Annotated in this window: 16 protein-coding genes; 8 read left to right on the plus strand and 8 right to left on the minus strand. The window is 61.2% G+C overall.

The genetic code is table 11. The features are described from left to right. Window positions 1-185: 185 nt before the first annotated feature. The 3 genes from DGA31_RS21095 to DGA31_RS21105 all read left to right on the plus strand — a co-directional run bounded on the left by DGA31_RS21095 (window position 186) and on the right by DGA31_RS21105 (window position 5,004). Window positions 186-686, plus strand: a complete 501-nt coding sequence (locus DGA31_RS21095) for a sigma-70 family RNA polymerase sigma factor (RefSeq protein ID WP_109513914.1) — start codon at window positions 186-188, stop codon at window positions 684-686. Then, entirely contained in the window at window positions 683-1,666 is a 984-nt protein-coding gene (locus DGA31_RS21100; RefSeq protein WP_241509626.1) for a FecR domain-containing protein, read from the plus strand. The genes DGA31_RS21095 and DGA31_RS21100 overlap by 4 nt, the downstream gene beginning before the upstream one ends. Window positions 1,667-2,556: 890 nt before the next feature. Next, complete coding sequence (locus DGA31_RS21105) at window positions 2,557-5,004, plus strand: TonB-dependent siderophore receptor (protein WP_241509627.1); 2,448 nt, start codon at window positions 2,557-2,559, stop codon at window positions 5,002-5,004. Window positions 5,005-5,052: 48 nt separating this feature from the next. Here the strand turns inward: DGA31_RS21105 and DGA31_RS21110 are convergent, their stop codons facing one another. Continuing rightward, on the minus strand, window positions 5,053-5,493 hold the full coding sequence (locus DGA31_RS21110; protein WP_056842132.1) for a rhodanese-like domain-containing protein: 441 nt from the start codon (window positions 5,491-5,493) through the stop codon (window positions 5,053-5,055). A gap of 98 nt (window positions 5,494-5,591) precedes the next feature. Between DGA31_RS21110 and ftrA the strand changes: the two genes are divergently transcribed. Further along, on the plus strand, window positions 5,592-6,560 hold the full coding sequence (gene ftrA, locus DGA31_RS21115; protein WP_109513866.1) for a transcriptional regulator FtrA: 969 nt from the start codon (window positions 5,592-5,594) through the stop codon (window positions 6,558-6,560). Window positions 6,561-6,570: 10 nt separating this feature from the next. On the opposite strand, the gene DGA31_RS21120 is transcribed toward ftrA, so the two are convergent. After that, window positions 6,571-7,524 (minus strand): GGDEF domain-containing protein, encoded by a 954-nt coding sequence (locus DGA31_RS21120; RefSeq protein WP_109513867.1) that lies wholly within the window; start codon window positions 7,522-7,524, stop codon window positions 6,571-6,573. A 271-nt stretch (window positions 7,525-7,795) separates the two neighbouring features. Here DGA31_RS21120 and DGA31_RS21125 point away from each other — a divergent pair, with 271 nt between their 5' ends. Next, window positions 7,796-8,635, plus strand: coding sequence for a suppressor of fused domain protein (locus DGA31_RS21125; protein ID WP_109513868.1), 840 nt, complete (start codon window positions 7,796-7,798; stop codon window positions 8,633-8,635). Between the two features lie 114 nt (window positions 8,636-8,749). On the opposite strand, the gene DGA31_RS21130 is transcribed toward DGA31_RS21125, so the two are convergent. From DGA31_RS21130 to DGA31_RS21150, 5 genes are all read right to left on the minus strand, one after another. Then, complete coding sequence (locus DGA31_RS21130) at window positions 8,750-10,081, minus strand: MFS transporter (protein ID WP_056842136.1); 1,332 nt, start codon at window positions 10,079-10,081, stop codon at window positions 8,750-8,752. Window positions 10,082-10,168: 87 nt separating this feature from the next. After that, entirely contained in the window at window positions 10,169-11,098 is a 930-nt protein-coding gene (locus DGA31_RS21135) for a hydroxymethylglutaryl-CoA lyase (RefSeq protein ID WP_109513869.1), read from the minus strand. Next, window positions 11,095-12,285 carry a CaiB/BaiF CoA transferase family protein gene (locus DGA31_RS21140; protein WP_109513870.1) on the minus strand — a complete coding sequence of 397 codons (1,191 nt, stop codon included), beginning with the start codon at window positions 12,283-12,285 and terminating at the stop codon, window positions 11,095-11,097. Before DGA31_RS21140 ends, DGA31_RS21135 begins: the two co-directional genes overlap by 4 nt. A 107-nt stretch (window positions 12,286-12,392) precedes the next feature. Next, window positions 12,393-13,304, minus strand: coding sequence for a LysR family transcriptional regulator (locus DGA31_RS21145; RefSeq protein ID WP_056842139.1), 912 nt, complete (start codon window positions 13,302-13,304; stop codon window positions 12,393-12,395). Window positions 13,305-13,639: 335 nt separating this feature from the next. After that, window positions 13,640-14,341 carry a CPBP family intramembrane glutamic endopeptidase gene (locus DGA31_RS21150; protein ID WP_109513871.1) on the minus strand — a complete coding sequence of 234 codons (702 nt, stop codon included), beginning with the start codon at window positions 14,339-14,341 and terminating at the stop codon, window positions 13,640-13,642. Between the two features lie 163 nt (window positions 14,342-14,504). On the opposite strand from DGA31_RS21150, the gene DGA31_RS21155 reads away from it, so the two are divergent. Next, window positions 14,505-14,810: an NIPSNAP family protein gene (locus tag DGA31_RS21155; protein ID WP_109513872.1), complete on the plus strand. Its 306-nt coding sequence runs from the start codon at window positions 14,505-14,507 to the stop codon at window positions 14,808-14,810. Window positions 14,811-14,993: 183 nt separating this feature from the next. Here the strand turns inward: DGA31_RS21155 and DGA31_RS21160 are convergent, their stop codons facing one another. After that, window positions 14,994-15,731, minus strand: a complete 738-nt coding sequence (locus DGA31_RS21160; protein ID WP_056842142.1) for a GntR family transcriptional regulator — start codon at window positions 15,729-15,731, stop codon at window positions 14,994-14,996. Between the two features lie 191 nt (window positions 15,732-15,922). Between DGA31_RS21160 and DGA31_RS21165 the strand changes: the two genes are divergently transcribed. Both DGA31_RS21165 and DGA31_RS21170 read left to right on the plus strand, forming a co-directional pair. Next, complete coding sequence (locus DGA31_RS21165; RefSeq protein ID WP_109513873.1) at window positions 15,923-16,756, plus strand: amidohydrolase family protein; 834 nt, start codon at window positions 15,923-15,925, stop codon at window positions 16,754-16,756. A gap of 30 nt (window positions 16,757-16,786) precedes the next feature. Continuing rightward, a complete protein-coding gene (locus DGA31_RS21170) occupies window positions 16,787-18,091 on the plus strand; it encodes an SLC13 family permease (protein ID WP_109513874.1) in 1,305 nt (434 codons plus the stop codon). Window positions 18,092-18,290 lie beyond the last annotated feature (199 nt).

The raw sequence follows: 18,290 nt of genomic DNA on the forward strand, positions 1-18,290 counted from the left end.
ATCAGGGCGGCTTTTCTTTCAGGTAAACCCTGCACCTGGCGTGTCGCAGTCTTCATGACCTTCCCAAGATAAACGTCCTTGACCGTCCATGACCACCGGATTAGTCACACGCCCCGGTTGCAATTGATCCATCGCTTGAACACAATGCGACTTATTATCATTTGCGTACCGCCGGGGCGCGCCTCATGCCTTCTCATCATCAGGGCCTGCAAACGCTCTACACCGATCATCACCGCTGGCTGCATGCCTGGCTGCGCAGCCGGTTGGGCAATGCCGCCGACGCGGCGGACCTGGTGCAAGACACCTTCATGCGCCTGCTCAGCCGGCACGAACGGCTGGAATTGAAAGCCCCGCGGGCCTTTCTGCGAACGGTCGCCAAGGGCCTGGTGATCGACCATTGGCGCCGTGAGGAAATCGAGCGCGCGTATCTGGAAGCCCTGGCGCTGCGCCCGGAGCTTGAGTCGCCGTCTCCGGAGTCACGCGAACTGGTGTTCGAACTGCTCGAAAGCATTGCGCGCATGCTCGATGGCTTGAAACCCAGGGTCAGGCGCGCGTTTCTATTGGCTCAGTGCGAAGGCATGCCTCATCAGCAGATCGCCGCGCAGATGGGCATTTCGCTGCGCTCCGTAGAGCGTTACGTCGCCGATGGGCTTTATCACTGTTACCAGTTGCGATACGGCGCTTGAACCCGGTTTGCTCCCCGGATCAGCCTTCCCGGCAGATCGTCAGGCAGGCCATCGAGTGGTCATTGCGTTTGCAAGCGCATTCGTCCGATGCCTCTGTGCATGAGCAGTGCGCACGCTGGCGCGCGCAGAACCCCGAGCATGAGTGTGCATGGCAGCGCATCCAGGCGCTCAACAGCGAACTGAGCACCCAGTTCAAGGCGCTGCCTGTTTCGACGGCGGCCTTCGAGGCGCTGGAGCAGGGCACACAACGGCTCAGTCGCCGACGCGCCTTGACGCTGTTGTCCGGTACGGCGGTGCTCGGGGCCGGGGCGTGGCTCGCTCGCGACCTGAGACCGGTGCAGCAGTGGCGCGCCGATTACGCCACCGGGTTCGGGCAACTGGGCCGCTTTCAACTGGCCGATGGTACGCAGTTGCGGCTCAATACCGACAGCGCGGTGGATCAGGATTTCAGCGCCGGGCAGGCGCTGATCCGCCTTGTGCGCGGCGAGATGCTGGTGACCACGCCTTCGCCGCCTGCCGGGCAGCGACCGCTGCAGGTGCGCAGCCGCCACGCGCTGTTTGAAACCCTGGGCGGCGGTTTTGTCGTGCGCCAGGACGACGACATGACCCGGCTCAGTGTCAGCACAGGCCAGGTGCTGATCCGGTTGCCCGGTGCCAGCCCGGTCGAGGTTCGCGCCGACCAACAGTATGTGGTCAGCGCCACCCGGGCGACCCTGGTGCCGCAGCCTGAAATGGACGCCGAGGCCTGGCTGGAGAGATTGATCGTGACGCGTGACATGCGCCTCAGGACGTTTCTGGCGGAGGTGGGGCGCTACCGGCGAGGCTTCCTGGGTTGCACGGACGACATCGCCGATTTGCGGTTGTCCGGGGTCTTTCGCCTCGAAGACACGGACAGACTGCTGGCGGTACTGGCGCAAACGCTGCCGGTGCAGGTGAACTACCGCACGCCCTGGTGGGTGACGCTGAGAGGCCAGGTGTGATTTGGAGGACGCGCTGCCCCGGGCGGTCCGGCGACGAGACCAGCAAGGCCCATACACCTGCTGCGCCTGTCCCATCGCCATCGCCGGCAAGCCGCCTCCCACAGTCTGGTGCCAGGCCCGAGATCATGGGCAACATCAATCCTGTGGGAGGCTGCTCTGCAGGCGATGAGGCCAGCAAGCCCAACACACCGGCTGCGCCTGTCACACAGTCATCGCCAGCAGAGCTGCCTCCCACAATCCGGTGCCTGGCACAAGATCCGGGGTGCTCATCGAACCTGTGGGAGGCGGCTTGCCGGCGATGAGGCCAGCAAGGCCTATACACCTGCTGCGCCTGTCACATAGCCATCGCCAGCAGAGCTGCCTCCCACAGTCCGGTGCCTGGCACAAGATCCGGGATTTCATCGAACCTGTGGGGGGGGGCTTGCCGGCGATGAGGCCAGCAAGCCCAACACACCGGCTGCGCCTGTCACACAGTCATCGCCAGCAGAGCTGCCTCCCACAGTCCGGTACCTGGCACAAGATCCGGGATTTCATCGAACCTGTGGGAGGCGGCTTGCCGGCGATGAGGCCAGCAAGCCCAACACACCTGCTGCGCCTGACACATAGCCATCGCCAGCAGAGCTGCCTCCCACAGTCCCGGTGCCAGGCCCGATATTCTGGGCGAATCAATCCGGTGAGAGGCGGCTTGCTGCGGGCGGCGATCCGACGATGAGGCCAGTAGGGTCATTGGTGTCAGGTCTGGCATTCAGAGGTGCCATCAGATCGGTGCGTTGCTGCAATAGGTGCCAGGCCTGATCCTGTTTTTTGGCGGGTTTTTCAGGTTCGGCCGGCTAGGAGAGACCACCTTCTTGATCAACCGCCTCACGGAACCTCCAATGATCCGGCAATTGATGTCTACCCCGATTCGCCTCGCCACGCTGACGACTGCCCTGGGCGTGGCTTTCATGCCTGTACAGGTCCAGGCCCAGGATCCATCGGCGGTAACTGCCAGCGCGCGCAGTTACTCGATCGCGCCGGCGCCGCTGGGCGAGGCGTTGAATCAATTTGCACGACAAGCAGGCATCACCTTGTCCGCCACCCCGGCGCAGACGACCGGCCTGCAGTCGCCGGGGTTGCAGGGCAGCTATTCAGTCGAGCAGGCCCTGGCAATCCTGCTGGGCGGCAGCGCGTTGCAGGCGGTCTCGCCGGATGGCAACAGTTACGTGCTCACCCGTATGCAAAGCGAGGCCCTGGCCTTGCCGACGACGGACATCCGCGGCTTTGCACTGGGCAATGCACTGGGCAGCGTCGAAGGCTACAACGCCACCCATAGCCAGATCGCGACCAAGACCAGCACCGCCGTGCTGGAAACCTCCCAGTCAGTGTCCGTGGTGACGCGCCAGCAAATGGACGATCAAGGCGCCCAGACCGTCGCCCAGGCCATGCGCTATACCCCGGGCGTGCTGACCAACCCCTATGGCGCCACCCACCGTTACGACTATGTGGCCCTGCGCGGTTTCAACGACGGCTCTGTGGATAACATTTACCTCGATGGCCTCAAGTCCATGGGCGACAGCGGCACCTACAGTACGATGCAGGTGGACCCCTACTTTCTTGAGCGGGTCGATATCCTCAAAGGCCCCTCGTCAGTCCTTTACGGGCGCAGCTCGCCCGGCGGCCTGGTGGCGTTGACCAGCAAGAAACCGCTGTTCACGCCCTATCACCAGATCCAGGCCACCGTCGGCACCCAGGGCCAGCGCGGCCTGGGCTTTGATTTCAGCGGGCCGGTCGATGACGACAAGCGCGTGGCTTATCGCCTGACCGGCCTGGTCGACCGGTCCGACACGCAGTTCGATCATGTCGAAGAAAAACGCTACGCGCTGGCGCCGACCGTCAGCATCGACTTCACCGAAGACACCTCGCTGACGTTACAGGCTTATCTGCAGCGCGACCCCGAAGGCGGCTATCACAGCGGCGTGCCAGCGGATGGCAGCCTGCACAAGCGCAACGGCCGGCGTATTTCCGAGCACTTTTTCGATGGCGAGCCCGGTGTCGACAGTTTCAGTCGTGACCAGCAGGCTTTCAGCTATCAGTTTGAACATCGCTTCAACGATGTCTTCACGGCCCGGCAGAATTTCCGTTATCAGGAATCGAGCGTCGAGCTTGATCAGGTCTACGGCTATGGCTGGACGACGCCCACCAGTAATGAGTTGAACCGTTATTACTCCCACGGCGATGAGCGTCTGCATGCGTTCATTATCGACAACATGCTGCAGGCCGACTTCTTCACCGGCACTGCCAGGCATACGTTGCTGTTCGGCGCGGACTATCAGCGGCGCAAGACCGTCGTGGACTGGACCAGCGGTGCAGTGACGCCATTGAACGGCTTCGACCCGGTGTATGGCAGTGCAGCGATCAGTTACTACGACCCCACCCGTTACCTGCGCCGCCTGGAGCAGACAGGCGTCTATGCTCAGGACCTGATCGAGTGGAACCAGTGGCGCTTCTCGCTGGGTGTGCGCCACGACTGGGTCGAGACCTCGGATGAAAACCGCCTGGCCGAGGCCGGCAGACCCGAAGGCACCGAACGCCAGGACAAACGCACCAAGACCACCGGCCGCGCCGGTGTGCTGTACCTGTTCGATAACGGCCTTGCGCCTTACCTGAGCTATTCGGAGTCCTTCAATCCGAACTCGTATTCCGACAGCGCGGGCAATCCGCTGGCGCCTACCGACGGCAAGCAGTGGGAAGCCGGCCTCAAATACCAGCCGCCCGGCACGGACGACCTGTTCACCGCCTCGGTGTTTCGTATCGATCAGGAAAACCTGGCGTCCAAGCTGCCTCAGGAGAACTTCTACCGCCCCATTGGTGCTGTGCGTTCGCAAGGGCTGGAACTTGAAGCGCACCTGCAGTTGAACGACAACTTCAAGCTTTTGGGCAGCTACACCCTGACCGACATCGAGTATTCGAAGTCCATGCCCAGCACCCTCAGCACCCCCGGCAATATCATCGAGAACAAAGGCCATTCGCCGACCCAGGCCCCCAGGCACATGGCCTCGCTCTGGGGTGACTACGCCTTCAACAGCGGCGCGCTCGACGGCCTGCGCCTGGGTGCGGGGGTGCGCTACGTAGGGTCCAGCTGGGCCGATGCCGAGAACACCCTGAAAGTGCCGTCCTACACGCTGTATGACGCCTCGGTCGGTTACGACCTGGGCAAGGTGGGGCTCAAGGGCGTGGACGTACGGGTTAACGCCAACAACCTCACGAACGAATCCTACGTGGCCTCGTGCGCCAGCCTGAGCTACTGCTACGTGGGCGAAGAGCGCAACGTGAGTGCGACCCTCAGTTACCAGTTCTGAGCCTTGTAGCCGGTCAGCCAGCGCCCGGCAACGGGCGCTGCGCAGTGTTCAACAGGCGCAAGCGATCGCGGTGTGCGAAGCGGCCTGGGCACCGGTCTCGCTCGTCAGGGCCAGGCCCTCATCGAGCCAGCCGGTCACGCCGCCGATCATCTCCTTGACCGCATAGCCGAGGTGCGCCAGGCGTGCAGCCGCCCGGTGCACGCCATTGCAGTGGGGGCCGGCGCAGTAGACGACAAACAGGCTGTCGGCCGGAAACACCGCCAGGCGTTCAGGCGTGAGGGTGCGGGTCGGCAGGTTGATGGCGCCAGGCACGTGCCCGGCGGCAAAGGCCTCGGGGCTGCGCACATCCACCAGCACATAGTCGACCTGGCCGGCCTGCTGGCTGTAATGCACATCGGAACAATCGGTTTCAAAGCGTAGACGGTCACTGAAATGCGCCAGGGCTTGTGCGGCGGGGGCGGCGGGGGTCTGGCTGATCAGGCTGGGCATGTGGGCATTCCTGGCTGGGGATGGGGTGGCCCTACTGTAAGCAGGGTGCGCACTGCGCTACAGTGGCGGATTCGACATCAACTGGTAGTTTTCCGCCAATGAGCGACGCCCCCGGTCTGGTGGCCATCCTGGCCTACGATGGTTTATGTACGTTCGAGTTCGGCATCGCCATCGAGATGTTCGCGCTGCCAAGGCCGGAGTTCGATTTTGCCTGGTACCGGCACTGCATCGTCGCCGTTGATCCCGGCGTGATGCGGGCGGTCGGTGGCTTTACCGTGACCGCCGACGCCGGTTACGAGGCGCTCGACCAGGCGCAGACGATCATCATTCCAGGCTGGCGAAACCGCGATGAAGCGCCACCCCAGGCGCTGCTGGACGCGCTGTGCCATGCACACGCCCGCGGAGCGCGGTTGCTGTCGATCTGCTCGGGGGCCTTTGTGCTGGCGGCCACCGGGCTGCTGGATGGCCAGCGCGCCACGACCCATTGGCGCCATGCCGATGAACTGGCACTGCGCTTTGCGGCGATCGAGGTCGATGCGGCCGTGCTGTATGTCGACAGCGGCCAGTTGATCACGTCGGCGGGGAGTGCGGCCGGCATCGATGCCTGCCTGCACCTGATCGAGCGCGACTTTGGCGCACATATCTCCAACAACGTCGCCCGGCGCCTGGTGATGGCACCGCTGCGTTCCGGTGGCCAGGCACAATTCATTCCGGCACCGGTGGCCCGGACGCCGCGCCATGACCTTGCGGCTATCCTGGACTGGGCACGCGAGCACCTGGCCGAGCCACTGACGGTCCCGCAACTGGCGGCCAGGGCACTGATGAGCGAGCGCACCTTCCTGCGGCGTTTCAGCGAGGCCACCGGCATGACCCCGAAAGGGTGGCTACAACATGCGCGCCTGGCGCAGGCGCGTTTACTGCTGGAAAGTACCCGGCTGAACACCGAGCAAGTGGCCCAGCGCTGCGGCTTTACGTCCGTGGAGAGCTTTCGGGTGGCCTTTCGCAAGGGCGTCGGGCTCGCGCCTTCCCTCTACCGGGACCGCTTCGGCAAGCGGCCGCCGTCCTGATTCATGTGCTTTAACGCAGCGCTGCCAGCCCCTCTGGCATGTAGACATTGACCTGCGCACGCCCCGCCGCCTTGGCCTGGTACAGCGCTTCATCCGCCCGGCGCTTGAGGGTGTGCACGTCCTGTCCGGCTTCGGGATAAAACGCCACGCCGATGGACGACGAGGTCTTGATCTGCAGGCCCTTGATGGCCCAGGGGTGCTGCAACGCTTCACAAAGGCGCTGGGCAATATCCGTGGCCTGATCGCGTCTGGCACAGGCCAGGAAGATGATGAATTCGTCGCCGCCGATACGTCCGAACAAGTCCGCGTCGCGCAAGGCATGCCGTGTCCGGCGGGCGAACGCGACCAGCAGCTCGTCACCCACGGCGTGGCCCAACTGGTCATTGATGCGCTTGAAATTGTCCAGGTCGAGATACAGCAGCGCCGCGCCGGCATCGCGATGGGCGGACGCGTTGAGCGCCGCCAGGCGTTGCGAAATCATGTCCATGATGCCGCGCCGGTTGGGGATGCCGGTCAGCGCATCCACGAAGGCGAGGTGCCGCAGGCGGTTTTCGCTGACCTTGAGCGCCTCTTCGGCCAGTTTGCGCTCGGTGATATTGCGGCTGACGATGACCAGCCGGTGGCGCTTGCCCTCGCTGTCGAAACTCGGCGTCTTGATCACTTCCCAGGTGTTGATGCGCCCGTCCAGGCCCATGAACGATTTCTCGACCATTGTCGCGTACCCGTTCTGCCAGGCCAGCGTATCGGTTTCGATGTTGTAGCGAAAACCGTCGGCGTACACCGGCCGGATGGCGATCAACTCTTCATCGGTGACGCCAATGTAGTCGAAGCCATCGATCCCATAGGCTTTGAGCGCCGTCTCGTTGCAAAAGAGCCAGCGCCCCTCACCGTCCTTGACGACGATGAATTCCTGGATCGAGTCCAACAGGGACTGCAGATCTACAGCATCGGATCGAGTGTTCATGGTCGTACTTCACGGCGAGGGGGTGAGCGGCAATTCGCTGTCGCCTTATCGGCCGGGCCCGGGCTTTGGATAGGCTGCCTGTCTGCGGTGGGCGCGGCGAGTGGTAGACCGTTGCCGGTTGTGGAAATTCGGATACAGGTGCAGAGGCCGTCATCGCCCGCGGCTGCCGGCCGTGGCGTGCCTGTCAGCCACGGGTGGCTCGGAACAAAACAGGCTTTAGCGTTTCATAACCCAGACCCGCATACCATAGCCAATTCAGCAAGGAACGCCTGTGAATTTCCTCAAGAAGCTTTTCGGTTCATTCAAAAGCCCTTCCAGCCAGCAGGACGCCCAGCCCACAGCGCCACCCCCCGAACACCACGAGCCGGTGACGCCTGGCAATCCGGCGGATGAGGCTGAAGCGGCCAACCAGGCCGCCCGCCACGCCAGCGCCGCGTGTCTGGACCGCCACTGGAACGCGGTCGGCAGCGTCGAGCAGGATGTTCTTTCCTACCTCATCAGCCCGAGCCTTTCGGGTGGCCCTTACTGGCCTTCGACCCGCCAGGCCTACCGCGTGATTCGCCGTGGCAATAGCGTCATCATGGCCACCGACGGCTTGTCAGACCCCTTCGACGATACCGAAGGCATGGGCAATGGTTTCGAGATGGAGTTGTTCGTGGAAACCGCCGATATCCCCGAACATGCCCGTGGCGCCGTGGGCGAAGTCGATCCCTTGAAGCGCAGTTGGGTCTTTGAACTGGTGGAGAACGTGGCCGGGACCGTGGCCGGTGCTGGCGGCATCACCTCCCAGCTTGACCAGCACGGTGTGCTATCGCTGGAAATTCCAGGCTTCAGCCAGTCGCACCACCTGAGTGATCAACTGCCTGCACATTTCGTGACCGATGACGACGCCATCGGCGTCTTGCTGGGCGCGCCTGAACCGGATTTCCCCACGCGCCTTGATGACATGCCCTTATCCCCGGTCAGGCTGGTGCCAGTGGTACTGATCACCGCGTCGGAGCTTGAATACGTGCGCTCAGGTGGGCGAGCGGCGCGTGAGGACCTGGTGAGCCGTCTGACGGCGGCGGGCATCGGGCACAGGAGCAGCCTGCATCGCGCCAGTGTTGTCTGATACAGCGTGTGCTCCATGAGTGGCGATGCAGGTCAGCACATGGCTTCAGCGCTTGCGCCTACTCGCCAGCAGGGTGGGGGGCGCGAGTGGCAGAAGTCGTGACAGCCGTGAAGGTCATTTTTTATCGCGTGTCCTCAGGCGTTCAGGCAGGCCCCACATCAAAAGTGCCGCGGCAAGCAGGCTGGTAAAGCCAATAAGGTAAAGCGCCGGCGTTGTGCTGCCCGTGATGTCTTTTATAAACCCCACCATGACGGGGCTGACAATGCCGCCCATTTGTCCAATCGTATTGATTAACGCGATGCCGCCGGCAGCCCCTGCCCCCGCGCCCGCCAGCAGCTTGGGGGGCAGCGCCCAGAATGCCGGTATCGAGGCGATGATGCCTGTGCCCATGAGCGCCAGCGAGACGATCAGAAAGACTGTGTGATTGGCGAAGATGCCGGCACTGACAAATCCGATGGCACCTACAATGACCAGCCCACATACAAACTTGCGCCGCTCGCCTGTTGCATCCGACAAACGCCCAATGACAAGCATGCTTATGGCCCCGCAGACATAGGGTACGGCGGTCAGCAGGCCAATGAGCGTCGGGCTTTCAGTACCTGCGCTTCGGATCAGTTGTGGCGCCCAGAAATTGAGCCCATAGGACGCCACCTGGATAAGGAAATAGATAAGCGCCAACATCGCGAAGCCGGGTAACTTCAAGGCCGACAGTAACGAGCCGTGTGGCTGGTTAGGCTCATGGCTGGCAATGCGAGAGGCCAGGTAGGTTCGCTCATCCGGGCTGAGCCAATGAGCATCTTTAATCTGATCTTTCAGGGTGAAAAAGACGACCAGGCCCAAGCCAACACAAGGAATACCGCCCAGCAGAAATAGCCAGTGCCAACCCCGCATCTCGAGCAGGCCATCCATATGCCCCAGCACTAAACCAGAGACGGGTGCCCCTATCAGCCCCGCGAACGCTGAGGCCAGAAACAACGTTGAGGTAATTCGACCACGGTAATTCTGCGGGAACCATAACGTCAGGTAGTACAGCACCCCAGGCGCAAAGCCGGCTTCCATTGCACCGATGAGAAAGCGCAGGACATAGAACTGCCAGTCTGCCGTAACGAACACCATCAACGCCGTCGCGACCCCCCACGACATCATGATGCGGGCAATCCAGCGACGTGCGCCCACTTTGTAAAGCATCATGTTGCTTGGGACTTCGAACAGCACATAGCCCACCACAAACAAGCCCGCCCCCAATCCATAGGCGGTATTGCTTAACCCCAGGTCAGCCTGAAGTTGAAATTTGGCGAAGCTGATATTGATGCGGTCAAAAAATGCGAAGAGATAACAGATCATGATCAATGGCATGAGGCGCCATGCCACTTTCGAGATCAGTTTTTTCTCATCGATTGATGTGGCAGCGATGCCGTCATCCGCAGTAGAAACAGAAACAGACATGGTCGTTCTCCAACTGAGCCCCTTCAGGAGCCGCTTTTGTTTTTGTTGTCTGGTTGGCGACAGAAATCGCCGGATAGAACACTGGATTCAGTGCGACGGTCGTGGATGCAGGTCGCAGTTTCGTCCTGCTTTTACAACTTGCCCGGGCATGTCATGCCCCAGCAATAGCGGCAAGGTGCGCGACAGGGCCAATAAATGCGGGAGGTCGATGCCTGTAGGGATTCCCATCTCGGTGCACAGATTTACCAGGTCTTCCGTGCATATGTTTCCGGATGCGCCCGGCGCAAAAGGGCACCCGCCCAGGCCGCCGAGCGACGCGTCGAAACGTCGAGCCCCGGCTTCATAGGCCGCCAATACATTGCTCAGGCCCAAGCCACGGGTGTTGTGAAAGTGCAGCGTAAGCGCTGTCGTCGGTACCCGATCCAGAATGCGCTGCACCAGGTCATAGACCTGACGTGGATTTGCCATGCCGGTTGTATCCGCCAACGTAACGCCCTGCACACCGAGTTCCAGGTAAGCGTCGACCAATCGCATGACGACGTCTTCTTCGATGCGGCCTTCGAATGGGCAGCCGAATGTTGTGGCTACAGCGCCGTTCAGAAGAACGGTGCTACCGCGAACCAGCGATACCACTTCACCAAAGGCGGTCAGCGATTGCTCTCGCGTCATGCGCATATTGGCCTGGTTGTGACTCTGGCTGGCCGACAACACCAGATTCAGCTCGTCCGCATTGGCCTGTATCGCGCGCTGGGCACCTTTCAGGTTGGGTATGAGCGCAACGTAAATCACTCCGGCATGGCGCTGGATTCCCTGGAAGACCTCTTCGCCGTCGCGCAAGGCTGGAATGGCCTTGGGCGACACAAATGACCCGGCTTCAATGCGGCTGAAACCGCATGACGACAACTGATTGATCAGGTTGATCTTATCGGCTGTTTCAACCCAGACAGGCTCAATTTGCAGACCGTCGCGAGGAGAGACTTCTTGAACGATGAGGCGCTGCGAATAGTCGGTAATCATTGCACCACGCCCTCGTCTTTCAAGCGCGCAATGGCATCTTCAGTCAGGCCCAGATCGGCCAGAACCGCCTGGGTATGTTGCCCCAGGCCTGGCCCTTGCCAGTTCACGCTGCCTGGTGTTTCTGACATTTTGGGAACAATGCCTGGCATCTTGACGCGGGCACCGCCTGGCAGATCGGCATCCAGAATCATGTCCCGGGCAAGATAGTGTGGGTCGGCAACGATATCGGCTACGGAATAGATGCGCCCGGCAGGCACTTCGGCCTTTTCCAGGGTGTCGAGGACGACATCGATCGGATGCCTTGCGCTCCAGTGGCTGATCGCTTCATCGAGTACGTTGCATTGCAGGGCCCGACCATCATTGTGCGCAAAAGCAGGATCCTCCCCCAAGTCCTCCCGGCCAATTGCAGCCATGAGACGTTTGAAAATAGGATCGCTGTTGCCAGCAATCACAACGTAACCGCCATCGGAGGTGGGGTAGGTATTGGAGGGCGCGATGCCCGGTAGCGCGCCGCCGCTACGCTCACGCACATGGCCAAGCATGTCGTACTCCGGCACGAGGCTTTCCATCACGTTGAAGACGCTTTCTGCCAGCGATACATCTACAACCTGTCCTTCACCTTGTCCCGTCTTGACCCGCAAGAGCGACATCAGTGCGCCGATGACCGCATGCATGGACGCCAGGGAGTCTCCGAGGCTTACTCCCACGCGTGCCGGTGGCGTGCCAGGCGTCCCCGTCGTGTACCGGATACCGCCCATCGCCTCGCCAATGGCGCCGAAACCAGGGCGGTCACGATAAGGGCCCGACTGGCCATAACCCGAGATCCGCACCAATGTCAGCTTTGGGTTCAGCGCGTGAAGAACATCCCAGCCAATACCCAGTTTCTCGAGTGCACCCGGCCGCAGGTTTTCAATCAGCACATCAGCGCTCTGCGCCAGTTGCTTGACGATGGCGATGCCTTCAGGCGACTTGAGGTTCAAGGCCAGGGATTTTTTGTTGCGCGATTGCAGGTACCACCAAAGAGAAGTGCCTTCGTGCAACTTTCGCCATTTACGAAGAGGATCTCCCTGCCCCAGCGTTTCGATCTTGATCACCTCGGCACCAAACTCCGCCAGTATGCGAGCCGCAAACGGGGCCGCGATAAGGGTGCCGATTTCGATTACGCGAATACCGCTCAGAGCCGTCATGGCACGTCCTCTTGTTTCTTGGAATTTGAGCCAAGACTAGAGGACGGATGCTTGTGCAATCCAACGGTGATTTGGAAAGGGGCGTTCGCGTTTCGCGAACGAGTGATTCAAGGCCGGGGTTGCTGCAGATGGTCAAATAATAACCGGCTCACCGGCGACAAGGACTCGCGCTCGCGCACCAATAACATCAGGGTCCGCTCAGACCATTCATCGCTGAGGTGTACGGCCGTCAGCCCCAGACCTCGCCCAAACAACTCGAATGCCTTGAGCGGCAGAATACCGATGCCCATGTTGGCTTGAACCATACGGCACACGGCATCGAACCCCGGGACATGAATACGCAGCCGCAGGGGTTCGCCCAAGGCCTTGGCCGCTGTATGGATACGGTTATTGATGGAGCTGGCAGCGTGCAGGCCTATCTGGTCGTATGGCAATGTCTCGAGGAAAGCGACTTCACCGCAGTGTGCCAGCGGATGATCATTGCGCATGGCAACGATCAGCCGGTCGCAGCGATAGGGCACAGACAAGAGGCCATGCGCATCGCTATCCATCGAACAGATACCGACGTCGGCCACACCGTCGATGATGCCCTGGACCACGCCGTCACTGGGTCGCTCTTCCAGATCAACCTTCACGTGTGAATGATTCAAGACGAAATCGTGCAGGTCTTCCGGTAAAAACTGGATGATCGCCGAGAGGTTGGCAAGCATGCGAACGTAGCCGCGCAGGCCCTGCAAATGCTCGCCAACCTCGATGCCCACCTTTTCGACCTCTGTCAGCATGCGACGGGCATGATGCAGGAGGGTTTCGCCCGCGGCTGTCAGCGTCATTCCCTTCGCCGTGCGCGAAAACAAGGGAATGCCCAAAACAGCCTCAAGCTCCACTAACCGCTTACTGGCAGCTGAAACCGCGATGGCCTCCCTTAACGCCGCACGCGTCAATGTGCCTTCTTCATGGACCGCCACGAACAACTGCAGAGTGACCAGATCCAGGCGCCGGATAAGCTGTTTGTGAAGCATGAGGCGTTTCCAGGGATGGAGAAAAAACCAGCTTAACCCAGCGCAACCGATGGGTGCGCGCGCCGGTTTGTTCAGCGCATTCAATGTTTCGCAAGACGTAGAAAAGGATCACTCTCTTTTCAGGTTCCTAGGGTCTGTTGCCGTTTCAGCACGAGCCGCGTTGCCGGGCCCAATCTCGCCAGGCGGTGTTGGGCACGCAACCCGAAGGGCCGGGCCTGTTTTGCCGCGAGACTGCGTTACTCGCCACTCATCTGGAATGACCAGACTTCGCGGCGCCTGCCTTGCCTCGCGGCAAAACGGGCGCCGGCGCGGCCGTGCTGAAACGGCAACAGACCCTAATACAACAGCAGCCCCCGCACCATGCCCAGGGCGAGCACCGAACTGTGCAGCAGCAAGGGCGCCAGCAGGCCTGCGCTGCGTATCCGGGCGTGCGCCAGGATGACCGCGATCAGGCTGAACAGCAGTAAGCCTGTCCAATGCGGCTGATGCTGGTACGCGAAAAGGTAAAGGGCGCTGGTCGCCAGGATCGCCACATACCGCCAGACGCGTTGCTCAACGGGGAACAGGCGGATCAGAAAGTGCCGGTACAGCAACTCCTCGATCAGAGGGAGAACGGTGAGCAACAGGGTAAGGATCAGCACCCTTTGCGCCATCGAAGCCTTCAATCCATGCGTCGCCACCAAGGGCTCAGACTTATACCCAAGCGCAAAGTCCAGGCCCGTGCACAGCAACAGACTGACCACCAGCCAGGGAAAACACCGCTTGAACGTTGCGCCCACGTCATGGCCCATGACAGCCCGTATGCCACCGGAGTGCCTGCGCTCGAACACTGCCACGGCCAAGAGCACGGTGGCCTGGACACTGCCGATCATCAAGAGCTGCAGCCCGGTCCAGCCACTGGCGCCCACGATCGTCATCAGCACCGCTTGAGTCGCCAGGCCTGAAGCGATTGCCAGCAAGAGCATCGCAAGACGACGCCGCCAGGAGTAGGCGTCTGTGCAGGCGGCGGATTGCCCGCCAGGTGCTTGGTTCTTCACGCCCTGTTTCCTTGAACGATGGAGAGGGTGGGCATGTTACTGAACCGTGCCACAGGGTTCACTGACTTTGCAGCGCTTCAGGCCGGCCCTTGTCTCGCAACAGCCGGCTGGCGTATACAAGGCGGCACATTTTTACTGTGCCCCAACCCAAAGGACGGACCCCGTGATTACCTGCCACCTCAAATACGTCATCGACCCCTACCAGTTGCCGGCCTTCGAACGCTACGCGCGTCAATGGATCGGCCTGGTGAGGCGCTTTGGCGGCCAGCACCACGGCTACCTCATGCCCTCGGAAGGCGCCAACAACATTTCCTATTGCTCGTTCAGCTTTGCCAGCCTGGCCGATTACGAACGCTATCGGCAGGACGCGGCGCAAGACCCTGAATGCATGCGGCTGATGGACGAGGCCAACGAGCTGAAGTTCATTGTGAGTTACGAACGCAGCTTCATGCGGCCTGTGTTCGATTGAAACCCGGTACGGCATCAAGCCTGTAGGCGCGCGGGGGCGGCCATCTGTCTTGCCGGCGACCGGCTGCGTCAGCAGTCGTAAATTTTCAGCGTTTCCGAAATTTTTCGAGCGCTAGCGCACTCGGTCGCCGGCAAGCGGGCTCCTACAGGTCTGGTTGCAGCCTGGCATGACTCTTTTTGAACCTCAGGAAATCTCGATCTGGTAACGGAACCCGCCGGCCGCGGCGCGGGACAGGCGGTATTCCAGGGGGGATCGGTCATAGCCCAGCGCCGTGCGCTCGATGGTGACCACCGGTGCACCGACCTCGATCGACAGGGTCTCGGCCATGGCCTTGTCGGCCGCGCCGACGGTAAGGGTTTCTTTGGCTGAGGCGATGCATTGCCCGCACTGCTTTTCATAGAGCGGATAGAGCAATTCACCGAAGCTCGCCGAGTCGATTTCCATCAAGGCCCCGAAGCGGCTGGCGCAGAGCCAGATTTGCTCGTGAAACAACACGCGGCCTTCGACCATGCGCAGGCGTTCCATGTACACGACCTGCTCACCCTCGCTCAGCGCCAACGCATCGGCCACCGCCTTCGACGGGGCCTGCAAGGCTTTGCTGAGGATACGGCTGGTGGGGATTTCACGCCCGCCGCCGGCATTCACCTGGCGAAAGAAACGCGCCAGCGAAGTCTCGAAGTTCGGACGGCGCACAAAGGTGCCACGGCCCTGGCTGCGCAACAGCAGCCCTTCGTTGACCAGCGTATCCACGGCCTTGCGCACCGTGCCGATGGCCACGCCGTAATGCCGGGTCAGCTCCGCCTCCGTGGGAATAGGGGCGTCAGGGGTCCATTCGCGGGCCGCGATCTTGGCCAGCATTTCTTCTCTGAGGCGCTGATACAGCGGCAGCCGCTCGTCGTATCCCAAGGTTGATGTGTTCATTTCTTGATCAGTCCTTATCCGATGCCGATGCACTTTATCACTGCGGCATTGATTGACAGATATCGAGCACTAAAGATATGGTCATACATTCATCTATATGAATCTGCGCAACCCTATAATTTAGTTCGTTTCCCGGCCTGCTCGCTGTTGGCAAGCCTCGTCACGACCACAACAAATCACGGTTTCTGCTTATGACGCTTTCCCTGTCGCCCTGCCTGCAAGGCGTGGACACGCACGCGCACATCTTCCGCCAGGATTTGCCGATGGTGCCTGGCCGCCGCTACAGCCCTCACTACGATGCGTTGGTCGAGGACTACCTCAAGCACCTTGATCGCCATGGCCTGGCGTACGGCGTGCTGATCCAGCCGAGTTTCCTCGGCACCGATAACCACTACCTGCTTGCGGCGCTAAGGCGTTATCCACAGCGGCTGCGAGCCGTGGCCGTGGTCGAGGCCGACGTCAGCGAGGCGCAACTGGACGAGTTGGCCGAGGCCGGCGTGGTGGGCATTCGGCTCAACCTGATCGGCAAGGCCCTGGCCGACTACACGGGCCCTGCCTGGACCGGCCTGTTCGAGCGCCTGGCCCGGCGCGGCTGGCAGGTCGAGATTCAGCGCGGCATCGACGACGTGGCACTGATCGTGCCGGACATCCTCGCGTGCGGTGTCGATGTGGTGATCGATCATTTTGGCCTGCCCACCGGTGGCATCGAGCCTGAAAAGCCCAACCACAAGGCCTTTCTCGGGTTACTGGCCCACGAGCGCGTCTGGCTCAAGCTCTCGGCGCCTTACCGCAGCCAGTCGAACCTTGAGCAGGCCCGGCAGGTTCTGGCGCAGGTGCGCGAGTCGAGCGGCGGCATCGCGCGATTGCTCTGGGGCAGCGACTGGCCCAACACCCAGTTCGAAGACCAGACCGACTACGAGCGTCAGGTCGCTTTCATCGAAGCGCTGCTACCGGACCCGAACGAACGCACCCGGATACTGCTGACTAACCCGGCGAAGCTGTTCGGCTTCGACGTTTCGCGCTAAACGACCCATAACAACAATAGGACATTCCTTATGATGAGCCTGCTCGTCGTGGCGGCAATCGTGGTTGCCGTCGCCCTTGGCTACAAGACCAGGATCAACATCGGTCTTTTCGCCATCGCCTTCGCTTACCTGATCGGCTGTTTCGGAATGGGGCTGAGCCCTTCCGAAATCATCGGCATGTGGCCGCTGAAGATCTTTTTCATCATCTTTGCGGTGTGCCTTTTCTATAGCTTCGCCACGGTCAATGGCACCCTGGAAAAGCTGGCCGAGCATTTGATCTACCGCTGCCGAAGCATGCCCCAGTTGCTTCCCTTCGCGGTGTTCTTTACCGCCACGCTGATTGCGGCAATGGGCGCTGGCTACTACACAGTGCTGGCCTTCATGGCGCCGATCACCCTGTTGCTGTGCCAGCGCACGGGCATGAGCCTGATCACCGGCAGCATGGCGGTGAACTATGGCGCCTTGAGCGGCGCCAACTTCGTCTCCAGCCAGAGCGGCATTATCTTTCGAGGCCTGATGGTCAACGCCGGCATCCCCGAGAACGACGCCTTCATCAATGCGACCGCCATCTTCCTCAGTACCCTGGTGATTCCACTGCTGGTGATTTCCGTGCTGGTGTTTCTGACCGGGCAGGGCAAGGCGCTGAAGGCGTCTGCCTACGTAGCCACCGAGGCGACACCGCTGAACCGCGAACAGAAAATCACGCTGTGGCTGACGCTGACGATGATGGTCATTGTCCTGGCGGCACCTATCGCCCAGATCGCTTTCCCGGATAACACGACGGTGCGCTTTCTCAATTCCAAAATGGACATCGGCCTGATCGCCAGCGTGTTTTCCGTCATTGCGCTGCTGCTCAAGCTGGGTGACGAACGCAAGGTCATGGCCTCGGTGCCCTGGGCGACGTTGATCATGATCTGTGGTGTCGGCATGCTCATCTCGGTGGCCATCAAGGCCGGGACCATCACTCTGCTGGCCTCGTGGATGGGCAGCAGCATCTCGCCGGTCATGGTGCCGATTGTCTTTGGCATCGTGGCGGCGTGCATGTCGCTGTTCTCCAGCACTCTGGGCGTGGTCACGCCGGCACTGTTCCCGATGGTGCCGCCGATTGCCGCCGCCATCGGGCTGGACCCCATGGTGCTGTTCGTGGCCATCGTGGTCGGCGCGCAGGCGACGTCCATCTCGCCATTCTCATCGGGTGGCAGCCTGATACTGGGCTGCTGCCCGACCGATCAGAGCCGTGCCTCGTTGTTCCCGCAGTTGCTCTTGCGCGCCGCACCGCTGGGGTTTGCGGCGGCACTGATATTCAATGCGGCTTTTACCTTTGCCTTGTTTTAAAAAGGCCAGGCCGGCACGCAGCGTCTGTAAGTCCGCTGCTGCCGCAAGGCTGCCTCTCTCAGGCAAAGATTAAGTTGCTGATTTTATTGAGTTTAAAAAACACCTGTGGGAGGCGGCTTGCCGGCGATTGAGCGCGAAGCGCTCACAGACATCTGCGAAACGCTGCAAATCTACGACTGCTGCGCAGCCGGTCACCGGC

Source organism: Pseudomonas ovata (assembly GCF_003131185.1).
Lineage (GTDB): Bacteria > Pseudomonadota > Gammaproteobacteria > Pseudomonadales > Pseudomonadaceae > Aquipseudomonas > Aquipseudomonas ovata.